The sequence below is a fragment of the Agrobacterium leguminum genome (assembly GCF_005144435.2).
GTDB lineage: Bacteria > Pseudomonadota > Alphaproteobacteria > Rhizobiales > Rhizobiaceae > Agrobacterium > Agrobacterium leguminum.
The window spans coordinates 291,052-313,436 of record NZ_CP120212.1 but is presented as its reverse complement, the minus strand read 5'-3'; the positions used below and the strand labels follow the sequence as shown (position 1 = coordinate 313,436).

Below are 22,385 nucleotides of genomic sequence, written 5' to 3'. Positions count from 1 at the left end.
GGTTTATCCGGCCGGCCTATCCCCGATAGGCCACAAGCACCGCGCCGCAGGCGATCAGCACCACGCCGAGCCAGTTGGGCAAAGACAGCCTTTCCCCCAGAAACAGCACAGCAAAGACGGCGACAAACACGACGCTCAACTTGTCGATGGGCGCGACGCGGGCGGCGTCGCCGAGTTTCAGCGCCCGGAAATAACATATCCACGATGCGCCGGTAGCCAATCCCGAAAGCACGAGGAACACCCAGGTTTTACCCGAGATGGTGGAAGGCTGCTGCCAGTTGCCGGTGATGTAAACCATCAGGCCGGCGGCGGCGAGAATGACGACGGTGCGGATGAGAGTGGCGAAATCGGAATTGATATTTTCGACGCCGATCTTCGCAAAGATGGCGGTGAGCGCCGCAAAGGCCGCCGATAGCAGCGCCCAGAATTGCCAGGCCAGAAACAGGTTCTTCATGCCGCCACTCCGCTTATCGCATTTGTTCCGCTTCGGCTCTACCGCATCTTCCGGCCGAGAAAAACCCCGTTTGGTGGGCGCGTGCCTGAACAATGAAAGCCCAGCGCATCCAGTCGATGCGCCGGGCTTTCCATATGTGCCTGCCCGGAGAAACCGGGACAGGCCGGACCTTGGGAGGTCTTATTATTCGGCGGGCTGCACCGAAGCCGGAAGCTGATCCACATCGGCGATGCCGGTGAACTCTTCCTGGCCGCTCAGCACGCGGGCGAGCTGATCCTGATCCAGTTCGCCTTCCCAGCGGGCGACGACGATGGTGGCGACTGCATTGCCGACGAAGTTGGTGAGTGCGCGGCACTCCGACATGAAACGGTCGATGCCGAGGATCAGCGCCATGCCGGCAACCGGAACCGAAGGCACAACGGAGAGGGTGGCCGCGAGCGTGATGAAGCCCGCGCCGGTGATGCCGGCGGCACCCTTGGAGGAGAGCATGGCCACGAGCAGCAGCAGGATCTGCTCGCCGAAGGAGAGGTGAATGCCGGTCGCCTGCGCGATGAAGAGGGCCGCCAGCGTCATGTAGATGTTGGTGCCGTCAAGGTTGAAGGAGTAACCGGTGGGAATGACGAGGCCGACGACGGAGCGTTTGCAGCCGGCCTTTTCCATTTTGCTCATCAGGCCCGGCAGGGCGGCCTCGGAAGAGGAGGTGCCGAGAACCAGAAGCAGTTCTTCCTTGATGTAGCGGATAAGCGCGACGATGGAGAAGCCGTTATAACGGCAGACGGCGCCGAGAACCACGAACACGAACAGGAAGGACGTGACGTAGAAGGTGCCGATCAGCATTGCGAGGTTGGTGACGGACGAGATGCCGTATTTGCCGATGGTAAACGCCATGGCGCCGAAAGCACCGATCGGAGCCGCCTTCATCAGGATCGCGACCAGCTTGAAGATCGGATACATCAGGGCATGCATGAAATCGGTGACGGGCTTGCCCTTTTCACCGACAATGCCGAGCGCGATACCGAACAGAACCGAGAAGAACAGCACCTGCAGAATGTCACCGCTGGCGAATGCACCGACGATGGTGGTCGGGATGATGTTCATCAGGAAGCCGGTGATGGTCTGCTCATGAGCCTTGTCGGCATAGGTCGCGACGGCCTTGGCGTCCAGCGTGGAAGGATCGATGTTCATGCCGGCGCCCGGCTGCACGGTGTTGGCGACGATGAGGCCGACAATGAGCGCGAGCGTGGAGAATACCAGGAAGTAGATCATGGCCTTGCCGGCCACGCGTCCGACCTTCTTCATGTCGTTCATGCCGGCAATGCCGGTTGCGACGGTGAGGAAGATGACGGGAGCGATGATCATCTTGACGAGACGGATGAAGCCGTCGCCGAGCGGCTTCAGCTCTTCGCCGAAGGCCGGATAAAAATGGCCAAGCGCGATACCGGCGATAATGGCCACCAGAACCTGGAAATACAGGTGCTTGTAAAATGGCAGTTTGGCGTGGCCCGCGGCCACGGCTGTCGTATCGATCATGTTTTTTCCTCCTCGGCCTCACCCTGCCTTTATTGGCCTCCCGGGATCGCCGTGACGTTGACGGCTTCGCGCCGATTGCGGAGTCATGTGCAATACGCATGCCAGACTTGTTTATTTGGTGTAACTGACTGATTTAAAAAGTAGTTTTAATTGGTTCTTTGCTGGCTCACGGCCATTTGTGCGGAATTCCGGACAAAATCTCTTGCGGTCTGTGTGTAAATCCGCACAATTGGCGCATGACTTATCAGGATCAGGCACCTCATTCCCAGGCGAAGCGGCGGGCGCAATGGCTGGCGCTCGCCGGGCTGTGGCTGCTTGTCAGTCTGGGTATCCTGCTGGTGGCCGATGAGTTCGCGCGTAACCAGGCGATGCGTACCGCCGCGTCCGAGGCTTCCACGGATGCAGAGCTGAAAATTGCGCTTCTGAATGTCGCGCTGGAGAGGCCGCGCGCCATTCCGCTGGTGCTGTCGGGTGATCCCGACCTCGCAACCGCATTGGACGGCGGTGGCCCTGCCGCCCTTGACCGGTTGAACCGCAAGCTGGAAGGGCTGATCGAGGGCACGCAATCCTCGGTCATCTATGTGACTGGACCGACCGGATTGACCATCGCTTCCAGCAACTGGCGGCAGGCGGATAGTTTCGTCGGCTCCAATTATGCGTTCCGCGAATATTTTCAGGCGGCGATGAATACCGGCATGTCCGAACATTATGCGCTCGGCAATGTCAGCCGCCGGCCGGGTCTTTACATCTCCCGCCGCATCGATGCCGCCGACGGGCGGCCGCTCGGTGTCGTCATCGCCAAGGTCGAGTTCAACCGTCTGGAGGCGGATTGGAATATTGGCGGCAAGCCGGTCTATGTGGTGGATAGAAACGGCGTTGTGCTGATGACCAGCGTACCGGAATGGCGCTTCAAAACCGTCGCACCCATTGACGAGGCGCGGCGGAAAACCATTTCCGAAAGCCTGCAATTCGGCAATGAGACGCTTTCATTGTTGCCTTTCCGGGCGGCCAGGTCGCTGCAGGATGGTGCTCCACTCATCCATGTTGACGAACCCGGCCGCGAGCGTGGTGATTATCTGAGGCTGGAAACGCCGGTACCGACGACCTCATGGACGCTGCATTATCTGCAACCCGTCGCGCCGGCGCTGAATGCCGCCATCCGCGAGGGCCGGGTGGTGGCGCTGGCAACGCTGATGCCGCTGATGGCGCTTTCGGCCCTGTGGCTGTGGCGCAGGCACAAGGCGCTTAAGGAAAAGGAAGAGGAGCAGCGCGCCCGCACCGAGCTGGAAATGAAGGTGCAGGAGCGGACCCGCGACCTGACGAAGACCCGCGACCATCTGCAGGCTGAAATCGCCCTGCACGAAAAGACCACGGGTGAGTTGCGCAACGTGCAGCATGAATTGGTACAGGCCAACCGCCTTTCCATTCTGGGGCAGGTGGCGGCGGGCGTGGCGCATGAGATCAACCAGCCGGTGGCGACCATCCGCGCCTTTGCCGACAATGCCCGCACCCTGCTCAAACGTGACCGCATGTCGGAGGCCACCGAAAACCTCGAAAACATCGCAGCGCTGACCGAGCGCATCGGCACGATTACCGGCGACCTGAAAATATTGGCCCGCAAGGGCCGCACCGCTGCTGAGCCTGTCAGTGTTCGACTGGTCATCGAAGGTGCGGTCATGCTGTTGCGCAGCCGTTTTTCCGGCCAGATGGATGCGTTGGATATAGTGCTACCGGATCAGGAGCTGAAAGTGCTCGGCAGCCGTATCCGGCTGGAGCAGATCCTCATCAATCTTCTGCAAAATGCGCTGGAAGCCACTGAAGCAATTGACGCCGCCCGCGTCGAGGTGCGCGTGCGCGATGAAGGCGACATGGTCGTGCTTTCCGTCAGCGACAATGGCACGGGCATTCCAGAGGCCATCCGTGCCCAGCTTTTTTCGCCTTTCAATACCTCCAAGGAAAGCGGCCTTGGCCTCGGCCTCGTTATCTCCAACGATATTGCTTCGGACTATGGCGGGCGTATCGAGGTGGCGAGCAGCAAGGCGGGCACATGTTTTTCCGTATTTCTGAAGCGAGCATGACATGACGGCGGACGGAACCATATTCCTGGTGGACGACGATTCCCAGCTGCGCAAGGCGATGGTGCAGACGCTGGAACTCGATGGATTGCCGGTCACGTCGTTTGCTCGCGCAGAACAGGCGCTTGCGGCTTTGAACGAGGATTTCGACGGCGTCGTCATCACCGATGTGCGAATGCCCGGCATGACCGGGCTCGAATTTTTCGACCATGTGCGCAAGATCGATGCCGATCTGCCGGTCATCCTCATCACCGGCCATGGCGATGTGCCGATGGCCGTCGATGCGCTTCACAATGGCGCTTATGATTTCATCGCCAAGCCATTTCCCGCTGAACGCATGGTGGAAAGCGCCCGGCGGGCGCTGGAAAAGCGCCGCCTCGTGCTGGAAAACCGGGCGCTTCGTCGGGCGGCAGGGCAGGCGGAGGATGATTTGCCACTGATCGGCCAGACGCCCGCCATGGAGCGCCTGCGCACCACACTCCGGCACATTGCCGATACGGATGTGGATGTGCTGGTGGCGGGCGAGACCGGCAGCGGCAAGGAAGTGGTGGCGACGGCCCTTCACCGCTGGAGCAAGAAACGCTCAAAGGGCAATTTCGTGGCGTTGAATTGCGGTGCGTTGCCGGAAACGGTGATCGAGAGCGAGCTTTTCGGCCATGAGCCCGGGGCTTTCACCGGCGCACAGAAAAAGCGCGTCGGCCGCATCGAGCATTCGAGCGGCGGCACCCTGTTTCTGGACGAGATCGAAAGCATGCCCCTTGCGGTGCAGGTGAAGATGCTGCGTGTGCTGGAAATGCGCGAGGTCTCGCCGCTCGGGTCGAATGAGGAGAGGCCGGTCGATATTCGCGTGGTCGCGGCGGCCAAGGTCGATCTTGGCGATCCGTCCGAGCGCGGCACGTTTCGTGAGGATCTCTATTACCGGCTGAATGTGGTGACGCTGTCCATTCCGCCGCTGCGCGAACGCAAGGCGGATATTCCGCTGTTGTTTTCCCATTTCGTCACCAAGGCGGCCAACCGTTTCAACATGGCGGTGCCGCAGATCAGCGCCGGCATTTCCCGCCGCCTCAATGACCATGACTGGCCGGGCAATGTGCGCGAACTCGGCCATTTCGCCGAAAGGGTGGTTCTGGGGCTGGAGACGGAACCAGCGGAGGCGCCCGCATTACGATCCGCGATCCCCGCCTCTGGTACCCTGCCGGAACGCATGGACGAGATCGAGGCGCGCATCATCCGCGAAACGCTGGAACAATCGAATGGCGACGTGGCGGAGACCATCGCCATGCTCGGCATCGCCCGCAAGACCTTTTACGACAAGCTGCAGCGCCACGGCATCAACCGGGCGGATTATGTGAGGAGCGGCACGGCGTAAGTTGGCGCGGAGCGCGCATGGAAAAGCCGCGGACGTTTCCATCCGCGGCCTGACAATAACGGTAATAACCGTGTTGAAGGTCTTCCCGATCAACCCGCGACGCAGAAATGGCGCTGGCCATCATAATCCGTATAGGTGCCGGTGCGGGTGTTGAAGCTCCGGTAACGCTGCGAGCAATAGTCGTACCAGGCGTTGGTCCAGGGCTCGATGGTGCGATAGGTGCGGCGCTGGTTGTAGACCGGGCGGCTGTCGTAAACCGGCTGGGCGCGATAGACGGGTGCCGGGCGGTAAACCGGCTGCGGTGCTGCGCGATAATAACGGTAATCCGGCTCTTCATCGACATAGCTCGGCTCGTCGACATAGACGCGCTCATCGTAGGCTGGCGCCGGACGCGACATTGCGGAGCCGACGGCCACACCGGCGGCAAGGCCGAGCACGCCACCCAGAATGGCAGCATCGCGACGGTCGCGGCGGTCCCAGTCGCCAGCGGATGCGCTGCTCAAGGGAACAATGGTGGCGGCGGCGACGGCGACAGCCAGAACGGTTTTAGCTGCAAAGGACGACATGGTGTGTTCTTCCATACAGGTGGCAGGGCGCTGCCAGTTGCAAATTCGATGGTTAAGGAAATACAGCCCGGCTGCTGAACGGGCGCTGAATGAATTGTGGCAGACCGGCGGCGGCCCGCAATTCCTGTTTGCGCGCGACGCACTTCGCGCTAGAACTCAAGAACAAACAGGACGCACCGATGAGCCTTTCCCAGATAACCGTCAATTCCGACACCTCGCATGAAGACCGTGCCCAGGCCATTCGCGATACGCTGCGTGACGCCATTGTCGACCGGCGGCTGGCGCCCGGAACCAAACTGTCGGAATCGGAAGTCGGAACGCTGTTCGATGTCAGCCGTACGGTGGTGCGCGCCGCACTTCAGATGCTGGCCTATGAGGGGTTGGTGAAGGCCGAACGCAACCGGGGCGCCTTCGTTTCCAATCCCACGCCGGATGAAGCGCGGCAGGTGTTCGCGTCGCGCCGGCTGATCGAACCCGGCGTCGTGGATGCCGCAATCGAAAAAATCACGCCTGCGGCGGTTAAGCGGCTGCGTGAGCATCTGGTGCAGGAAAGCCGCCACCAGCATGAGCGCGGCCCGAGCGCCAGACGCGCGGAAATCAAGGCATCGGGCGATTTCCACCTGATGCTGGCCTCGCTTGCCGGCAACGCCATTCTGGAAAAATTCATGGACGAGCTGGTCGCCCGCTCGTCGCTGGTCATTGCGCTTTACGGGCGCTCGGGTGTTTCAAGCTGCGGCCACAACGATCACGCCGATCTCCTGGACGCGCTTGAGGCGAAAGATACGGCAAAGGCGCGCGCGCTGATGTTGCAGCATCTCGACCACATCGAGGCCGATCTCGACCTGCGCATGATGGAAGGTCTGGCGCTGAAGGATGCGTTGGCGCTCTGATTGACCGCCATCCCCGTCGCGGGACGGGAATGGCGGGTTGATTGCGCGTCAGGCGGCGTAACGGCTGATCGCCAGATCGTGCGTGTCGATCTCCGGCTTGTTGCCGCTGATGAGATCGGCAAGCACCCGGGCGGAGCCGCAGGACATGGTCCAGCCAAGCGTGCCGTGGCCGGTATTGAGATAAAGATTGCTGTAGCGGGTGGCGCCGATGACAGGCGTGCCATCCGGCGTCATCGGGCGCAGGCCGCACCAGAATTTCGCCTGGGTCTGGTCGCCCGCGCCGCCGAACAGGTCTTCCACCGAGTGGGCCAGCGTTTCCTGCCGGGCCGCAGGCAAATCCTTGCTGAAACCGGCGATTTCCGCCATGCCGCCGGCGCGGATGCGTGAGCCGAGGCGGGTAATCGCCACCTTGAACGTCTCGTCCATGACCGTGGAAACGGGCGCGCGCTCCTCGTTTACGATCGGAACCGTGATGGAGTAACCCTTGACCGGGTAAACCGGCAGGGTAAGGCCAAGCTGGCGCACGAACTGCGGCGAATAGCTGCCCAGTGCGGCCACGAAAATATCGGCCTCCACCAGCCCACGGGTGGTCTCCACAGCCTTGACGCGTCCTGCCTCGACGATGGGGCGCATGATGCCGGTATCGTAGAGGAAGGTAACGCCCGCTTCTTCAGCCATGCGGGCAAGTTCTGTCGTGAACATGAAGCAGTCGCCGGTCTCGTCGCCGGGCAGGCGCAGGCCGCCAACGATCTTTTCCTTCGAAGGAGAAAGACCGGGTTCGATGGCGGCGCAGCCGTCGCGGTCGAGAATCTCGAAAGGCACGCCGCCCGCCGTCAGCACGTCGACATCCTTGCCGATGGCGTCGAACTGCTTCTGGGTGCGGAACACCTCCAGCGTGCCCTGCATGCGCTGGTCATATTCGATGCCGGTCTCTTCGCGCAGCGCCATCAGGCAATCGCGGCTGTATTCGGCAACACGCACCATGCGGCTCTTGTTGATGGCGTAACGCGCCGAGGTGCAGTTGCGCAGCATCTGGCTCATCCAACGCCATGCGGCCGGATCGGCTGTCGGGCGGATGATAAGAGGCGCGTGTTTCATGAACAGCCACTTCATCGCCTTGACCGGAATGCCGGGGGCAGCCCATGGCGACGAATAGCCGGGGGAAACCTCGCCGGCATTTGCGAAGCTGGTTTCGAGCGCTGCCGCCGGCTGGCGGTCGATCACCGTCACCTTGTGTCCGGCTTTGGCCAGATACCAGGCGGATGTCACGCCGACAACGCCGGCTCCGAGGATAGTGACGTTCATGATCGTCTCACTTGTGATTGACTGATGTTGAAGCGATGGCCGAGGTTTCTCCCGGCTGAATATAACTACGGTGATAGCGGCGTCCGAGGCCGGTCAGGATTTCGTAGGCGATCGTGCCGGCATCCTCGGCAATGTCTTCCAGCGTCTGGTCCGGACCGATCATCTGCACAAGGCTGCCCTGGGTCAATGTTCCCTCGGGCAGGGCGGATATGTCGAGAATGATGCTGTCCATGGAAACGCGGCCCGCAATCGGCAGGCGCACGCCGTTATACCACGCCGCGCCACGATTGCTGAGCGAACGCGGCAGGCCGTCAGCGTAACCGGCGGCGATGGTTGCCAGACGCGTGGGCCCGGCCGCTTCGAAGGAGCCGCCGTAACCAACCAGCGAACCGGCCGGAACGGTGCGGGTCTGGATGACGGCGAGATCGAGGCGAACGACCGGCTTCATCGGGTTGGGGCGTGTAACCGACGGCGCACCGCCATAAAGCGCGATGCCGGGGCGCAGCAGGTGGTTGTGATAATCATTGCCCAGAAAGATGCCGCCGGAATTCGAAAAACAGACGGGCGCTTCAGGAAAGGCAATGGCGGCTTTACGCATCACCGCAAGCTGCGCGGCATTGGCGGCATGGTCCGGTTCGTCGGCGCAGGCGAGGTGGCTCATGACGAAGGTGATGTCGATACCATCGAGCAATTGCGGCTGGGAGGTGAGGATTTCGAGCTCTTCAGGGGAAAGGCCGAGACGGCACATGCCGGTATCGATCTGCACGGCGGCGGTGAGCGTCTTGCCAAGCTTTTTGGCGTGGGCCGACCATTGGGCGATCTGCTCCAGCGAATTCAGAACGGGGGTGATGGCCATGGCGGCGCAGGAGGTCTCATTGCCGGGCTGAAGCCCGTTGAGAACAAAAATCCGCGCCTCTGCCGAAAGCCGCAGTCGCAACGCCAACGCTTCATCGATATGGGCGACGAAGAAATTGCGGCAACCCGCCTCGAACAGGACCTGCGAGACGATATCCGCGCCGAGACCATATGCATCGGCCTTGACGACCGCTGCCGTCTGCGATGCGGGCGCCATGGCCGCAAGGGTCAGATAATTGTCGCGCAATGCGCCGAGATCGATGGTCAGATGACCGCTTGCACCACCGGCGGCCTGCTGGCGGCTGATCTGCATGTCCATGGTCGTTCACCCTCATTTTTATCTCATGAGGGTATTGCAACGATTGTCGAATTTCTTGGCGATTATTCGAAGAAAATGCGATAGAATTCACAATGGCGCAATTTTCTTTTGCTGATTGGAATCTTCTATGTCGTCACTCGATGCGACCGACCGCCACATCATCCGCCTGCTTCGGCTCAATGCCCGTATCAGCAATGCGAAACTCGCAGCAGAAGTCGGGCTTTCCGCATCCGCTTGTCTGCGCCGGGTCGATATTCTCGAACGGGAAGGGATTATCCGCGGTTACACGGCGCTGACCAGCGGCCTTGCCGGCGGCGAGGTGATTTCGGTCATCGTGCAAATCACGCTCGACCGCCAGACGGAAGATTTTCTCAACCGTTTCGAAAATGCGGTGCGACGCTATCCGGAAATCCGCGAATGTTATCTGATGACGGGCGGTTCGGATTATTTCCTGCGCTGCGAGGCGGAAAGTGCTGGGGATTTCGAGCGGATTCACAAGGAGATACTGTCGAAGCTGCCGGGGGTTTCGCGCATTCATTCGAGTTTTGCGATCCGGAATGTGTTGGCGACGCCGAAGGCGCGGTAGCATCGGAGTTCGCGGCTACCCCCCTCTGTCCTGCCGGACATCTCCCCCTCAAGGGGGGAGATCGGATGGAGCGCCCGCTCGTCCCCCTCGTAGCCATCTTATCAATAAAGTGACGTTGCTGAATGTGGTGGGCAAGCCACTTGTCGATCTCCCCCCTTGAGGGGGAGATGTCCGGCAGGACAGAGGGGGGTAAACCCCAAACTCCGCCCTCTCATCGCTAACCCCACCACCGATAAAAATGATGCACCGGCCCCCGCCCGTGCCCCACGGCAAGGCCTCGCCCGGCATCGAGCGCTCCATTCAGATACTCTTTCGCAAGCCCAACCGCCTCCCGCAACTCACAACCCTTTGCAAGATGAGCCGTAATCGCCGCCGCCAATGTGCAGCCGGTGCCGTGGTCGTTCTTCGTCTCCACCCGTGCCGCGGAAAGCGCCTGCATGGCGCCATCCGCAAACAGGTAATCCGTGCTCTCAGGCCCATCGCCATGGCCGCCCTTGATGAGCACGGCTTTCGCGCCCGCCTTCAGGATCAGCTCGGCCTGGCGGGCGATCTCCGTCTCCGTTTTCGCCATCGAAGTGCCGGTCAGCAGCGCCGCTTCCGGCAGGTTCGGTGTAACGATGGTCGCGAGCGGCAGCAAGTCGCGCCGCAATGTCTCGATGGCGTCTTCATGCAGCAGCCTGTCACCGGAGGTCGCTACCATGACCGGGTCCAGCACCACCGGCTGCGATTGCCGCCGAAGCCGTTCCGCGATGGCGGTGATGGTTTCGATCCGCGAGACCATGCCGATCTTCACCGCATTGACGGTAAGATCGGAAAAAACCGCATCCATCTGCGCGATAATGGTGGCGACCGAAATATCCTCGACCGCCGTTACGCCCTTGGTGTTCTGGGCAGTGATGGCGGTGATGACGCTGGCGGCATAGGCGCCGAGTGCGGAGAAGGTCTTGATGTCTGCCTGGATGCCCGCGCCGCCGCCGCTGTCGGAACCGGCAATGGTCAATGCAATTGATGTCATGGCTGTCTCGCTTTCAGCGCCGCGTCAATCTTGGAGCGGAAGTCCTTGGTCGCACTGGCAATATCGCCCGCGCGGAAAATGGCGGAAATGACCGCCACACCATCCGCGCCGGCGGCAATGACGGGTGGCACACGGGCAAGATCGATGCCGGCGATAGCGCCGACCGGCATATCCGGCTTCCACTCCTTCAGCAGGGCGCGCAGCGTGGTAAAGCCGTCGATACCGACCGGCTTGTCCGGATTGACCTTGGAAACGGTTTCGAACACGCCGCCAATGCAGGCATAGTCGACGGGCATGGAGGCCGCCCGTTCTGCATCGGGGCGGTTCTTGACGGTGAGGCCGATGATCGCCTTTTCGCCGAGAATGCGCCTTGCGGTTTTGGCGTCCATGTCGTCGGCGCCGAGATGCACTCCATCCGCGCCCGAGGCAAGCGCTACATCCACCCGGTCGTTGATGACCAGCGGTACGCCGGTGCCGGCGATGGCCTCGTGAATGGCGCGGGCGTTTTCGATCATCTCGCGCGTCGAGCCGTGCTTGTCGCGATATTGCAGAATGGTCGCGCCGTTGAGTGCGGCGGCCAGAGCAAGCTCCGGCAGGGGCGCAACATCGCCAAGGCTCGCATCGACCAGCGCATTGAGGCGGTAATCAACCTTGTTCATGCTCTATCCTTGCGTGATTTGTGATGTCCTCACCGGAAATTTCGGAAAGCGTATCCAGAAACGCCGGTTCGAAGGTGCCGGGGCCTCTGGCGTGTTTTGCGGCGAGTTCGGCGGAAACGCCGGTGACGGCTAGGGCGGAGGCCGCCGCCGTCAACGCGTCTTTTTCGACAGCCATGAAGGCGGCGATGACGCCGCCCGAAAGGCAACCCGTTCCCGTCACCTTCGCCATCCACGGATGGCCGTTGACGATCCTGACGCTGCGGGTGGCATCGCGCAGATGATCAACCGGCCCGGTCTCGATCCTCACCACGCCAGGCACATCGCCGATCAGGCTCATTTCGGCGTGATTGCCACGCACGATCGTCGGAGAAAGTGCGATGAGTTCGCGCGCGAATTCCAGACGCGACGGCGAATAGTCGCAATGCACGGGGTCGACGATCCATGGCTTGCCGGATGCATTGGCGATCTCGATCGCCAGCCGGATGACCTTGCGCCGCTCGGCATCCAGTGTGCCGAGATTGACGGTCAGCGCATCCGCCTTGGTGACGAAGCTCTCGATTTCCTCGAGCGAGGTGGTCATGGAAGGAATACCACCAACGACAGTGATGCCATCCGCGGTGAATTTCTGCACCACGGTGTTCATCAGGCAATGCACGCGCGGGCGCGTCTGCCGCACGCGCTCCAGAACCTCGGCGGCCTTTGCCGCTGTCGGGAAATTCGTCGTCATGGCTGCTGCAGCTCCACGGCGATGTCGTCCGCCGCCGGCGCCTGCTTGATGAGCTGCATCTCCTGCATGAAGGCGCCGAAACGGGCGTAGCGCGCGCGGTCGAGTGCAGCCGGGCGCTTGGCGAAGCGCGGCAGCGTGTCGAAGAAGGCCTGCTTGTTCAGCGCATCGTCAAGGTTCGGATAGGCCTTGATGAAAAGCTGCCAGGATTCCTGAGGATGGTTGGTAATGAAGATCGCGGCCTGCTCCACGGCGGAGAGGAAACGCGGCAGGCGGTTGTCTTTTGCGAGGTCGCGATGGGTGACGAAGATCAGCTCGTCATAGGCCGGCACGCCGTGTTCTTCGGGAAAGAAGGAGCGGCCTTCATGTCCCTCTAGCTTCATCTGCGTCAGCTCGAAATTGCGGAAACCACCCAGCGTGGCATCCACCTTGCCGGCGATCAGCGACGGCGAGAGCGAAAAATTGACGTTGATGAGTTCGACATCGTCCTTCGTCAGACCGTCCTTTTCCAGCATTCGCTTCAGCATCGCATCCTCGAAGCCGGAAACGGAAAAGCCGACCTTCTTGCCCTTCAGGTCTTTCAGGCTCTTGATCGGGCCGTCGGCCAGAACCGTGACGGTGTTGAGCGGGGTTTCGACCAGCGTGCCGAAACGCACGAGCGGCAGGCCGGCATCGTGATCGAGATAGAGGTTCGGCTGGTAGTGCACGCCGATATCGGCCTGTTTGGCCGAGACGAGGCGCGGCACGGCGGAGGGGTCTGCGGGCGGAACCAGTTCCACCTCGAGCCCCGCATCGGCAAACAGGCCGCGTTCCTTGGCGATCACCATCGGCGCATGATCGGGGTTCACGAACCATTCGAGCAACACGGTCAGCTTGTCTGCCGCATGCGATTGCATGGGGGAAAGCACGCTTGCTGCCGCGACGACGAGGGAAAGAAGAGTTCGTTTCATGGTGCCGAAAGTCTCCGTAAAGATCTGAAAGGAATGGTGTGTTCTGTTTCCTTGGCCCAGGGGGCCAGATTGGCGGTCGAAAAGTCGACGATGAGCCGCAGCAGCACCGCCATGATGGCGAGAATGGCCATAGCGGCGAACATGGTGTCGGTCTGCATGCGGGCATTGGACTGGATCATCACAAACCCGAGCCCGGCCGATGCGCCCACCCATTCGCCGATGACGGCGCCGAGCGGGGCAAGCGGCGCCGCCACCCTCAAGCCCGAAATCAGCGATGGCAACGCCAGCGGCACACGCAACCGGGTGAGGATCTGCCAGTGGCTCGCCTCAGTCAGCGAGGCGGCGTCGAGGATGGCGCGATCGGTGCGGTTGAGCCCGTCAGTGAAAGCGGAGGCAACGGGGAAGAAGATGATGATCGCCGTCATGACCACTTTCGAGGCCATGCCGAAACCGAACCAGAGGACGAGGATGGGGGCGAGCACGAAGACCGGGAAGGCCTGCAACACCAGAACCGTGGGCCAGACGAGGCGGCCGAGGCGCGGGATGGCGGCAATCGTGAAGGCAACGAGAATGCCGGCGGCGATGCCCGCCGCAAGCCCGAGCGCCATTTCACCGAGCGTTACCAGTGCCTGTCCGAACAGGAAGCCCGGCTGGCGCCAGAAAGCGCCGGCAACATCGGCGGGCGATGGCAGGATATAGCGGGGCGGCGAAAACAGCCATGTTCCCGCCTGCCAGAAAACTAGCAGAAGACCGACACCGTTCAGCGCATGGGTGGCACGCATGAGCCGGACCTCAGACGCAGACGCACCGTGTGCGAAGGGCGGAAGGTTTCAGCATCATCATTCGTCTCCAGATATGACAATCTCGGAGATCAGGCAAAGCGGAGAAGAGAAAGGGCAGCGCCTCTTGGCGCGACAGTTCCGTTCCTACGCCGGCATGACCCGGATCAGGTTCAAGGGTCCGGCTCATCGCCATCTCAGCACCGTTCGGTGCTCCCCTCGGAAGAGTTTGTTTTGTAGGTCAAGTTTCATAAATGTCAACGTCCCGCCAGCGATCCGTCGTCAGGCGTGATCGTCAATGCCTGAACGGGTTTGCGCTGATGCGCATCTCCCATTGGCGTATTAGTTATTGAGGAAATTAGATTTATCGAAAATTAGTTATCTCTTGAAACTGCCTTTCAATATTATTCGGCTAACTTTCGCTCCGGGGAAAAGTTCCGGGGGCGAATTTGAAGAACATCTGGCAGGATAAATCGGGAAATTTCGGCATTCTCAGCGCCCTGTTGATGGTGCCGCTGATCGGGGCGGCCGGCGTAGCACTCGATGTGACGCATGGCATGGCCGTCAAATCGGACCTGCAGATGGCGGCGGATGCCGCGGCGCTTGCGGTGGTTGCCGATACGTCGGCGAGCGTTCAGAAGGCAAAGGAAATGTCCGGCGACGGTGTCATTTCGCTTGGCACTGATGAAGCCTCCGCATTTTTTGAAAGCAATGAGCGGGCCAATCCCGATTATAAGCTTCTGTCTCTTGATGTGTCGGTGATCAAGCACGGTAACGCGATCGAATCCTCGGTCAGCTTCAAGGCATCCGTCGGCACCACGCTTTCACGGATACTCGGAGAGGATCTCATTACCGTTTCTGGCAAGGCGACGGCCAAATACGAGACGGAAACATTCAGCGACTTCTATGTCCTTCTGGATAACACCCCCTCGATGGGTGTCGGCGCGACGCCAACCGACGTTGCCACCATGGTTGCGAATACGAGCGACAAATGTGCTTTCGCCTGTCACATCGTGAAAAACGGGGTGGCCGATACAAACAGCTATTACTACAAAGCCAAAAGCCTCGGGGTCACGACGCGTATCAATGTGGTGGCACAGGCCACGGCAAGCCTGATGGATACGGCGAAGTCCATGCGCAAAAGCAGCAATCAATATCGTATGGCGGTTTACTCCTTCGGAGAGAAAGCGGAAGATACGAAGCTGCTCGAAGTCGTGTCGTTGACATCTGATCTGGCGACCGCGAAGAAGAAAGCCGCTGAAGTCGACCTGATGTCGATCCCCAAGCAGGGGTTCAACAACGACCAGCAGACCGATTTTGACCGGGCACTGACCCAGATTGGCGACAGGATCGGCTCTTCGGGAACCGGTGCAAGTTCAGCCAGCCCCGAAAAGATCGTCTTCTTCGTTTCGGACGGCGTCGGCGATAGCTACAAGCCATCCGCTTGCACCAAGAAAACGACCAGCGGCCGCTGTCAGGAGCCGATCGATATCAAATATTGCACGAAGCTGAAGGAAAAGGGTTTTCGCATTGCCGTGCTTTATACCACCTATCTGCCGCTGCCGACCAATGACTGGTACAATAGCTGGATCGCGCCCTTTCAGCCGGAAATCGGCGCACGCATGCAGCAATGCGCTTCGCCGGGCCTGTTCTTCGAAGTCAGCCCGTCGCAGGGTATCAGCGATGCGATGACCGCCCTTTTCAAAAAGGCCATAACATCACCCCGCCTGACGGGGTGATGGCAGGGACGAACCCACTAGTTCAGCCAATGGTGCGAAGCTGTTCAAACAGCGGCCGATGGCTGCTATCGGCACGATAGAACACCGCCGGCTCGCCGAGCGGCGCTTCGACGGTGACGTCCTGTCCGCCGGGATAATGCGCGCCGCTCCACAGGTGCACCCATTCACCGTCGCCGGGAAGATAGAGCGAGCGTTGCGTTTCACCCGCTTTCCAGACGGGTGCGACAAGCATGTCCGCCCCGTAGAGATAGCAGTCCTGAATGGTATAGGTCTGCCAGTCATTCTCGTAGTGCAGGAAGAGCGGACGCTGCACCGGCAGGCCCGTCCTGGCCGCTTCCGCCGAGAGCGATTTCAGATAGGGGGCCAGCGCGACATAGATGGATGTCATGCGGGCGAAATGGGCAAGAACCGCCTCATCCTGATCGATCTGGAGATTGTCGCGCGGTCGATTGCCCTCATGGGTACGCATGACCGGCGTGAAAGCGGCCATCTCCGTCCAGCGCATGATGAGTTCCGCGGTTCTGACATTGCCGAACAGGCTGGTGTAACCGCCAATATCGGAATGGTGATAGGCATTGCCCATGAGGCCGGAGGAGAGCGCCCCGCAGATGACGGTGACCAGACCGTCGTGACGGGAGAAGTCGACCGACTGGTCGCCGCCCCAGATGAGCGGGCAATGGGCCTGCACACCGGTGAAGCCGGCCCGCATGAAGAACAGCGCTTCGCCGGTCTTGCCGCGACTTTCGACGGCCTTGGCGTTGACCTCGGCCCAGAGCGTTGGCCAGGCATTGTGCATCAGCTTGGCGTCGACGCCATTGGAAAGCGTGATGTCGATCGGCAGATATTCGCCGAAATCGGCCATCCAGCCGGAGAGGCCGAAATCGAGCATGTTCCTGCCGATGATCTCTTCGGCAAACCAGTCGGCGGCGGCCGGATTGGTGAAATCGACCACGCCGCAATCGAACTCGCCGAAATCCACCAGCGCCGTCTTGCCCTCGGCGTCGGTTGCGAAATAGCCGGCTTTTTCGGCCACCGGGAACAGCGGGCCATCGACGCAGAGATAGGGGTTCACATAACCCAGGAAACGGATGCCCTGATCGGCAAGCTCGGCGATCTTCTGGCGCAGATGCGGATAACGCGTGTCATTCGCCTGCCAGTCCCAGAACAGGCGCGCGCCGAAGGATGTCTGGCGCAGACCCACCCAGTCTTCGCACCAGAGGCCGGACACCTTCGTTCCGGCCGCACGGATTTTCTCCAGCCGCGCAAAGGAGTTGACGCCGTCCTTTAACCCGATGATCGCACCATTGTAGACCCATTCCGGCAGTTGCGGCTGGCGTCCGAACCGCAGCGACAGGGCGGAAACGATATCGGTGAAATGATCGCCGGCGAAGAATTCGATCTTTTCGGGGATGGCCCAGATTTCGATCTCATGGAAATCGCCGTTGCGGAAATCGAAGACCGAATAGGCGCTTGTCTCCACATGGAGGGCGTATCTGCGCGACGACAGGTAAGTCGGCTGCGGGTAGTTGGTATTGTAATAATCACCGCCCGCCTTGCCGCTGACATCGGACTTGAAGGTGATTTCGGTGGTCTTGTCGCGGCCGACCCCCGGTTCGGAGGTCCAGAGCGGGAAACGCCGGCCGCGCATGTCGAAATAGGACATCTGCTCGCCGCCGCCCCAGACGTGCTCATCCGTTTCCGCAACGACGCGCAGCCAGAGGCGGTTGATGGTGTCATCCAGCGCCGTTAGCCGCATCGCGTTGCCATCGAGCGTCAGGCGAAGGCGCGGTGCCTGTCCCGGCGCGGATGCGAGCGTGACGCTGTCGCCGCTTACCTCGGCGTGACGCAGGGCGTTTCGTTCGATAACATAGTCCTCGATATTGAAATTGCCGCGATACATATCCATTCGCTCCTTGCCGAAACCGGCGAAGAAGGCCGGGTTTTCGGATGAATGGGAAAGTATGGTGCGATTGCCTATCGCGAGCGTGAAGCCGTCTTTGGTCGTTTCGAAATGCATGACTGTACCTGTTTAGCCCTTGAGACCGCCGGCGGTGAGGCCGGAGACGACCCGTTCCTGAAAGATGACGATCAGGATCGCGACCGGCACGATGCCAACCACCAGCGCTGCCGAAATGACCGGCCAGGGGAAGGCGAATTCACCCTGATAAAGCTGGATGCCAACGGGAAGCGTGCGGAGCGCCGGATTGGAATTGAAGGACAGCGCCAGCAGGAACTCATCCCAGGCATTCACGAAGGCAAGGATGCCGGCGGTGAAGACGCCCGGCGCGCAGAGCGGCACGACGACCTTGAACAGCGCGCCGATGCGGGTGCAGCCGTCGATCATGGCGGCATTTTCGAGATCGCGCGGAATGCTTTCGAAGAAGGAGACCAGCATCAGCGTGCAGACCGGCAGCGAAAGCACCGTGTAGGGCAGGATCAGCGCCGTCCAGCTGTTGAGCAGGTTCAAGGCGCGCATGATTTCGAACAGCGGCACCAGCAGCGTCACCAGCGGGAATGTGGAAACGGCGATGATGAGCGAGAGGATCAGCGCGCGATATTTGAGGTTCAGCCGCGCCAGCGCGTAAGCCGCCAGCACCGAAATCAGGATGGTGAGCGCGGTCGAAAGCAGCGCCACCATGAAGCTGTTGAACAGGAAGAGATGCAGCGGCTGGTCGGAAAAGGCCTGCATGTAATTGGCCAGCGTCGGTGCATGCGGAAACCAGGTGATCGGCTTGACCGTCAGTTCCGCTTCGGTCTTCAGCGAGGTGAAGAGGATCCAGATTGCCGGAAACAGGCCATTGACCAGAAGAATGGAGGCCGCGATGAAGCGCAGCGGCTTGCCGGAAAAGAAGGAGGACAGACCGGAATTCGCAACGGTGCTCATGGGATCAGTCCTTCGTCCTGATGATGCGGAGATAAACGGCGGTAACGCACATGGAGAGCGCAAACATCATGACCGCCAAGGCCGAACCGTAACCGAGATCGAGGAAGGAGACGGTGTTCTGGTGGATATACATGGCAAGCGTCGTGGTGGATGTGCCGGGACCGCCGCCGGTCATCATGTAAGGAATATCAAAGGTCTGCAGCGCTGTGATCGTGCGGAAGATGAGCGCGACGACAATCGAGGGTTTGAGAAGCGGCAGGGTGATTTCGAAGAACTGCCGGATTTTGCCGGCGCCATCCACATCCGCCGCCTCGTAGAGCGAACGCGGAATGGTCTGCAGGCCGGCAAGGATCATCAGCGCCATGAAGGAGGATGTCTTCCAGATGATCGTCAGGCAGATGGCCGCAAAGGCCCAGTTCGGCGAATTGAACCAGATGATGCCTTCGAAGCTGAAACGGTTCAGCACATCGTTGACGACGCCATATTCGTAATGGAAGAACCATGCGAAGATGAGGCCGGCGAAGGATAGCGGCAGCGCCCACGGGATCAGCAGCGAAAGCCGCATCGGCCACTGCATGGAAAAAGGCAGGTTGGCGAGCAGCGCGAGGCCAAGGCCCATGATGAGCGCGCCGGGCACGGTGATTAACGTTATCAACACCGTATTCCGGGTCGTTTCCCAGAAGATCGGGTCGTCGAACATCGCCGTATAGTTTTCAAAGCCGATGAATTCCGCCGGCAGGCCCGATGTCAGCGACAGGCTGAAAAACGAGGTATAGACGAGCCGCGCCACCGGATAGACGATGATGAGCGACAGCAGGATCGCCGCCGGTGCCAAGAGAAGCACCGCCAGCGGCCGGTCGCCGAGATCGAGCCACCGCGTCCAGCGCGGCTGCGGTTTCTCGTCCACCCGAACCATGGTTCTTTCCGGCATTGTCACGTCTGCCACTCCCGCAACTGGATTCACGTCGTCGTCTCCCGATCGGACCGGTTCTTATCCGGCCCGTTTATCGCGCCCTTCAGGCGGCTTTATTCCTGTCAGTCGAAGCGGCCGGAAAGGGCATGGCAGGCATGCCGCTTTCCGGCCCAAAGCTTAGCGCAGAACGCGCCGCAGACGGCTTTCCATCTGCTTTGCGCCATCCTCCGGCGTCATGACGCCGGCAAGCACGCCGTTGACGGTGGTGCGGATCGTCTCGCTGACCTCGTTGTAACGCGGCGTCACGGGGCGGGCCTTGGCGGTTTCAACCACGGGCAGGGCATCCGCGAACCACGGGATCGCCTTTGTCACATCCGCATCCTTGTAGAGCGCGGCATAGGTGGGCAGAAGCGCGGCGTTGATGGCCATGAACTTCGAAACATCCTGACCGGAAAGATATTCCACCAGCTTCTTGGCTTCCTCCTGCTGCTTGGAATAGGCGGAAACACCGAACTCCCAGCCGCCGAGGCAGGTCGTCTGCTCGCCGCCCTTGACGGCCGGCAGGCGGGCGACACCGACCTTGTCGTTCACCTGCGATTCCTTGCCCTGGAAATGGGTCCAGGCGTAGGACCAGTTGACGGCGAAGAGAACCTTGCCGGCCTGGAATTCCTTGCGGGTGTCGTCGGTCGCGACTTCCGAAATATTCTTCTTGGAAATGCCTTCATCGACGAAGCTCTTCCAGAGCTTCAGCGAATCCACGGCCGCCTGATTATCGAAGTTCAGCTTGCCGTTTTCGACCAGCGACTTGCCTTCGCTCCAATAGGGCAGCAGGAAGGTGCAGACCGCACCCTCGATCGCCTTGCCCTGGAAGGACAGGCCCTGAAGCTCGGGGTTCTTTTCACCCTCCATCACCTTCTTGGATGCTTCCTTCAGCTCGTCCCAGGTGGTTGGCGGCTGAATGCCGTATTTGTCCAGCAGGTCCTTGCGGTAATAAAGGAACATGGAGTCGGCGAAGGCGGGCAGCGCCACGATCTTGCCGTCCACGGTGTTGGCTTCGGCATAGGTCGGCAGATAGGCGGACATGTCCTTGCCGGAGAAATCGCTGGTCCAGCCGGCGGTGGCGAATTGCGCCGGGCGGATGACGTCGAGCATCAGCACGTCGAGGCTGGAATCCTTCGCCGACATGACGGTGTTGAGATATTGCGCTTGCATTTCCGAGGTGTTGCCGCCGGTCTCGATGACCACCTTCACGCCGGGCGTCTTGGCCTCATATTGATCCAGCGCCTTGCGCCAGACATCCGGCTGATGCTGGCTGGAAACGAAGATTTTCAGTTCGGCGTCGGCAAAGGCCTGTCCCGAAAAGGCGAGCACGGTTGCGCAGAGCGCGGCACCCATGAGGGCTTTGCCCTTGATGGTTTTAAATGTCATGTGTTCCTCCCATTATTAAACCTGTTGGCCGCAGCGTCTCTTCGCCCGGCAATCAGTGAATCGAGCGTTCCGTCGCGGCATCGAAAAGATGGACCTTGGACGGATCGACGCCGATCTTCAGTTCCTCATTTGGCGCAGGTCGCAGATGCGGCGGCATGCGTGCGGTCAGCGCCGCATCGCCAAGGCTGAAATGGACGAGCGTGTCCGAGCCCAGCGGTTCCACTACCTGCACCTTGACCGCAAGCTGCGTGTCGAAGCCCTCTACGGGGCCGAAATGTTCCGGACGAATGCCGACGATGACTTCGCGCCCGTCGAGACCCGTTTCGCGGGATGGCCGGATGGCTGCCATCGGCAGGGAATTGCCGTCGGAAAATATCAGCCGGTCGCCGCTCACCTTTGCGCGGGCGAAATTCATCGCCGGAGCGCCGACGAAACCGCCCACGAAGACGCTTTCCGGACGGTTATAGACCTCGTCCGGCGTGCCGACCTGCTCGATATCGCCGCCGCGCAGGATGACGATACGGTCGGCCAGCGTCATGGCCTCCACCTGGTCATGGGTGACATAGATGATGGTCGTGCCGAGCTGCTGGTGCAGCCGCTTGATTTCCGTGCGCACCTGTCCGCGCAGCTTGGCGTCGAGGTTGGAAAGCGGCTCATCGAACAGAAACACCTGCGGGCGGCGCACGATGGCGCGGCCCATGGCCACGCGCTGGCGCTGGCCGCCGGAAAGCTGGCCGGGTCGACGGTCGAGAAGGTGCTCGATGCCGAGCATCTTCGCCGCCTCGTCGATGCTGGCATTGGCCTGCGATGCGCTGACACCGCGAACCTTCAGGCTGAAACCCATGTTTTCGCGCACCGTCTTATGCGGATAAAGCGCATAGTCCTGAAAGACCATGGCGATGTCACGCTCACGCGGCGGCAGCCGGTTGACGACGCGGTCGCCGATCTTCACTTCGCCGCCGGTAATACTTTCAAGCCCGGCGACCATGCGCAGCGTCGTCGATTTGCCGCAGCCGGAAGGGCCGACGAACACGACGAATTCGCCATCGTTGATTTCAAGATCTATGCCCTTGACGATGCGAAGCGCACCGTAACTCTTGTCCAGCTTGCGCAGGCTGACCGAAGCCATATTTTCCTCCTCACGACCGGCGCGTCCAGAATTCGGATGGACGCCATTGCCGGTATCAACCTTCAACTTCCACGCATCGCATCGTCGAAAATCGATCCCGATTGTCTGGCGATATCGTGGGATGGCGAAACGCCTGTCTCCCTGAGGACGTGATATTACCTTTCAAAAAAAGGAAATCAATAGTGTATCAATTTTATTTCTGACAGAAATCAAAAA

The 22,385-nt window shown here is 60.6% G+C and carries 20 protein-coding genes and 1 riboswitch; of the genes, 5 read left to right on the top strand and 15 right to left on the bottom strand.

Annotated features, from left to right (window positions below):
- Positions 1-16: 16 nt before the first annotated feature.
- Positions 17-454, bottom strand: a complete 438-nt coding sequence (locus CFBP4996_RS15980) for an EamA family transporter (protein WP_059758266.1) — start codon at positions 452-454, stop codon at positions 17-19.
- A gap of 183 nt (positions 455-637) precedes the next feature.
- Positions 638-1,984, bottom strand: coding sequence for a dicarboxylate/amino acid:cation symporter (locus tag CFBP4996_RS15975; protein WP_080854570.1), 1,347 nt, complete (start codon positions 1,982-1,984; stop codon positions 638-640).
- 236 nt (positions 1,985-2,220) lie between these two features.
- Here CFBP4996_RS15975 and CFBP4996_RS15970 point away from each other — a divergent pair, with 236 nt between their 5' ends.
- Together CFBP4996_RS15970 and CFBP4996_RS15965 are read left to right on the top strand one after the other, a co-directional pair.
- Entirely contained in the window at positions 2,221-4,062 is a 1,842-nt protein-coding gene (locus tag CFBP4996_RS15970) for a sensor histidine kinase (RefSeq protein WP_121490341.1), read from the top strand.
- Between the two features lies 1 nt (position 4,063).
- A complete protein-coding gene (locus CFBP4996_RS15965; RefSeq protein ID WP_080854571.1) occupies positions 4,064-5,428 on the top strand; it encodes a sigma-54-dependent transcriptional regulator in 1,365 nt (454 codons plus the stop codon).
- Between the two features lie 89 nt (positions 5,429-5,517).
- Here the strand turns inward: CFBP4996_RS15965 and CFBP4996_RS15960 are convergent, their stop codons facing one another.
- Entirely contained in the window at positions 5,518-5,994 is a 477-nt protein-coding gene (locus tag CFBP4996_RS15960; RefSeq protein WP_080854572.1) for a BA14K family protein, read from the bottom strand.
- Positions 5,995-6,173: 179 nt separating this feature from the next.
- Here CFBP4996_RS15960 and CFBP4996_RS15955 point away from each other — a divergent pair, with 179 nt between their 5' ends.
- Complete coding sequence (locus CFBP4996_RS15955; protein WP_003519916.1) at positions 6,174-6,884, top strand: GntR family transcriptional regulator; 711 nt, start codon at positions 6,174-6,176, stop codon at positions 6,882-6,884.
- 48 nt (positions 6,885-6,932) lie between these two features.
- Here CFBP4996_RS15955 and CFBP4996_RS15950 read toward each other — a convergent pair whose 3' ends face one another.
- Positions 6,933-8,189, bottom strand: coding sequence for a D-amino acid dehydrogenase (locus CFBP4996_RS15950; protein WP_080854573.1), 1,257 nt, complete (start codon positions 8,187-8,189; stop codon positions 6,933-6,935).
- Between the two features lie 7 nt (positions 8,190-8,196).
- Positions 8,197-9,363, bottom strand: coding sequence for an alanine racemase (alr, locus tag CFBP4996_RS15945; RefSeq protein ID WP_080854574.1), 1,167 nt, complete (start codon positions 9,361-9,363; stop codon positions 8,197-8,199).
- A 127-nt stretch (positions 9,364-9,490) separates the two neighbouring features.
- Here alr and CFBP4996_RS15940 point away from each other — a divergent pair, with 127 nt between their 5' ends.
- Positions 9,491-9,949 carry an Lrp/AsnC family transcriptional regulator gene (locus tag CFBP4996_RS15940; protein ID WP_003500727.1) on the top strand — a complete coding sequence of 153 codons (459 nt, stop codon included), beginning with the start codon at positions 9,491-9,493 and terminating at the stop codon, positions 9,947-9,949.
- A 217-nt stretch (positions 9,950-10,166) separates the two neighbouring features.
- Here the strand turns inward: CFBP4996_RS15940 and thiD are convergent, their stop codons facing one another.
- The 5 genes from thiD to CFBP4996_RS15915 are packed head-to-tail and all read right to left on the bottom strand — an operon-like array spanning position 10,167 to position 14,079.
- A complete protein-coding gene (gene thiD / locus CFBP4996_RS15935; RefSeq protein WP_080854575.1) occupies positions 10,167-10,964 on the bottom strand; it encodes a bifunctional hydroxymethylpyrimidine kinase/phosphomethylpyrimidine kinase in 798 nt (265 codons plus the stop codon).
- Positions 10,961-11,623: a thiamine phosphate synthase gene (gene thiE / locus CFBP4996_RS15930; RefSeq protein WP_080854576.1), complete on the bottom strand. Its 663-nt coding sequence runs from the start codon at positions 11,621-11,623 to the stop codon at positions 10,961-10,963. The genes thiD and thiE overlap by 4 nt, the downstream gene beginning before the upstream one ends.
- A complete protein-coding gene (locus CFBP4996_RS15925) occupies positions 11,610-12,350 on the bottom strand; it encodes a hydroxyethylthiazole kinase (RefSeq protein ID WP_080854577.1) in 741 nt (246 codons plus the stop codon). The genes thiE and CFBP4996_RS15925 overlap by 14 nt, the downstream gene beginning before the upstream one ends.
- Positions 12,347-13,297: an ABC transporter substrate-binding protein gene (locus tag CFBP4996_RS15920; RefSeq protein WP_162936100.1), complete on the bottom strand. Its 951-nt coding sequence runs from the start codon at positions 13,295-13,297 to the stop codon at positions 12,347-12,349. Before CFBP4996_RS15920 ends, CFBP4996_RS15925 begins: the two co-directional genes overlap by 4 nt.
- Positions 13,294-14,079 carry an ABC transporter permease gene (locus CFBP4996_RS15915; RefSeq protein WP_080854578.1) on the bottom strand — a complete coding sequence of 262 codons (786 nt, stop codon included), beginning with the start codon at positions 14,077-14,079 and terminating at the stop codon, positions 13,294-13,296. The genes CFBP4996_RS15920 and CFBP4996_RS15915 overlap by 4 nt, the downstream gene beginning before the upstream one ends.
- 124 nt (positions 14,080-14,203) lie before the next feature.
- A riboswitch (TPP riboswitch) is annotated at positions 14,204-14,306 on the bottom strand.
- A gap of 219 nt (positions 14,307-14,525) precedes the next feature.
- On the opposite strand from CFBP4996_RS15915, the gene CFBP4996_RS15910 reads away from it, so the two are divergent.
- Positions 14,526-15,815, top strand: coding sequence for a pilus assembly protein TadG-related protein (locus tag CFBP4996_RS15910; protein ID WP_080854579.1), 1,290 nt, complete (start codon positions 14,526-14,528; stop codon positions 15,813-15,815).
- Positions 15,816-15,837: 22 nt separating this feature from the next.
- Here CFBP4996_RS15910 and CFBP4996_RS15905 read toward each other — a convergent pair whose 3' ends face one another.
- From CFBP4996_RS15905 to CFBP4996_RS15885, 5 genes are all read right to left on the bottom strand, one after another.
- A complete protein-coding gene (locus CFBP4996_RS15905) occupies positions 15,838-17,832 on the bottom strand; it encodes an alpha-glucosidase (protein WP_080854580.1) in 1,995 nt (664 codons plus the stop codon).
- A 12-nt stretch (positions 17,833-17,844) separates the two neighbouring features.
- Positions 17,845-18,699, bottom strand: coding sequence for a carbohydrate ABC transporter permease (locus CFBP4996_RS15900; RefSeq protein ID WP_003519886.1), 855 nt, complete (start codon positions 18,697-18,699; stop codon positions 17,845-17,847).
- Positions 18,700-18,703: 4 nt separating this feature from the next.
- Positions 18,704-19,615: a carbohydrate ABC transporter permease gene (locus CFBP4996_RS15895; RefSeq protein ID WP_162936132.1), complete on the bottom strand. Its 912-nt coding sequence runs from the start codon at positions 19,613-19,615 to the stop codon at positions 18,704-18,706.
- A 174-nt stretch (positions 19,616-19,789) separates the two neighbouring features.
- Positions 19,790-21,040: an ABC transporter substrate-binding protein gene (locus CFBP4996_RS15890; protein WP_080854582.1), complete on the bottom strand. Its 1,251-nt coding sequence runs from the start codon at positions 21,038-21,040 to the stop codon at positions 19,790-19,792.
- Between the two features lie 52 nt (positions 21,041-21,092).
- Entirely contained in the window at positions 21,093-22,169 is a 1,077-nt protein-coding gene (locus CFBP4996_RS15885; protein WP_031233950.1) for an ABC transporter ATP-binding protein, read from the bottom strand.
- Positions 22,170-22,385 lie beyond the last annotated feature (216 nt).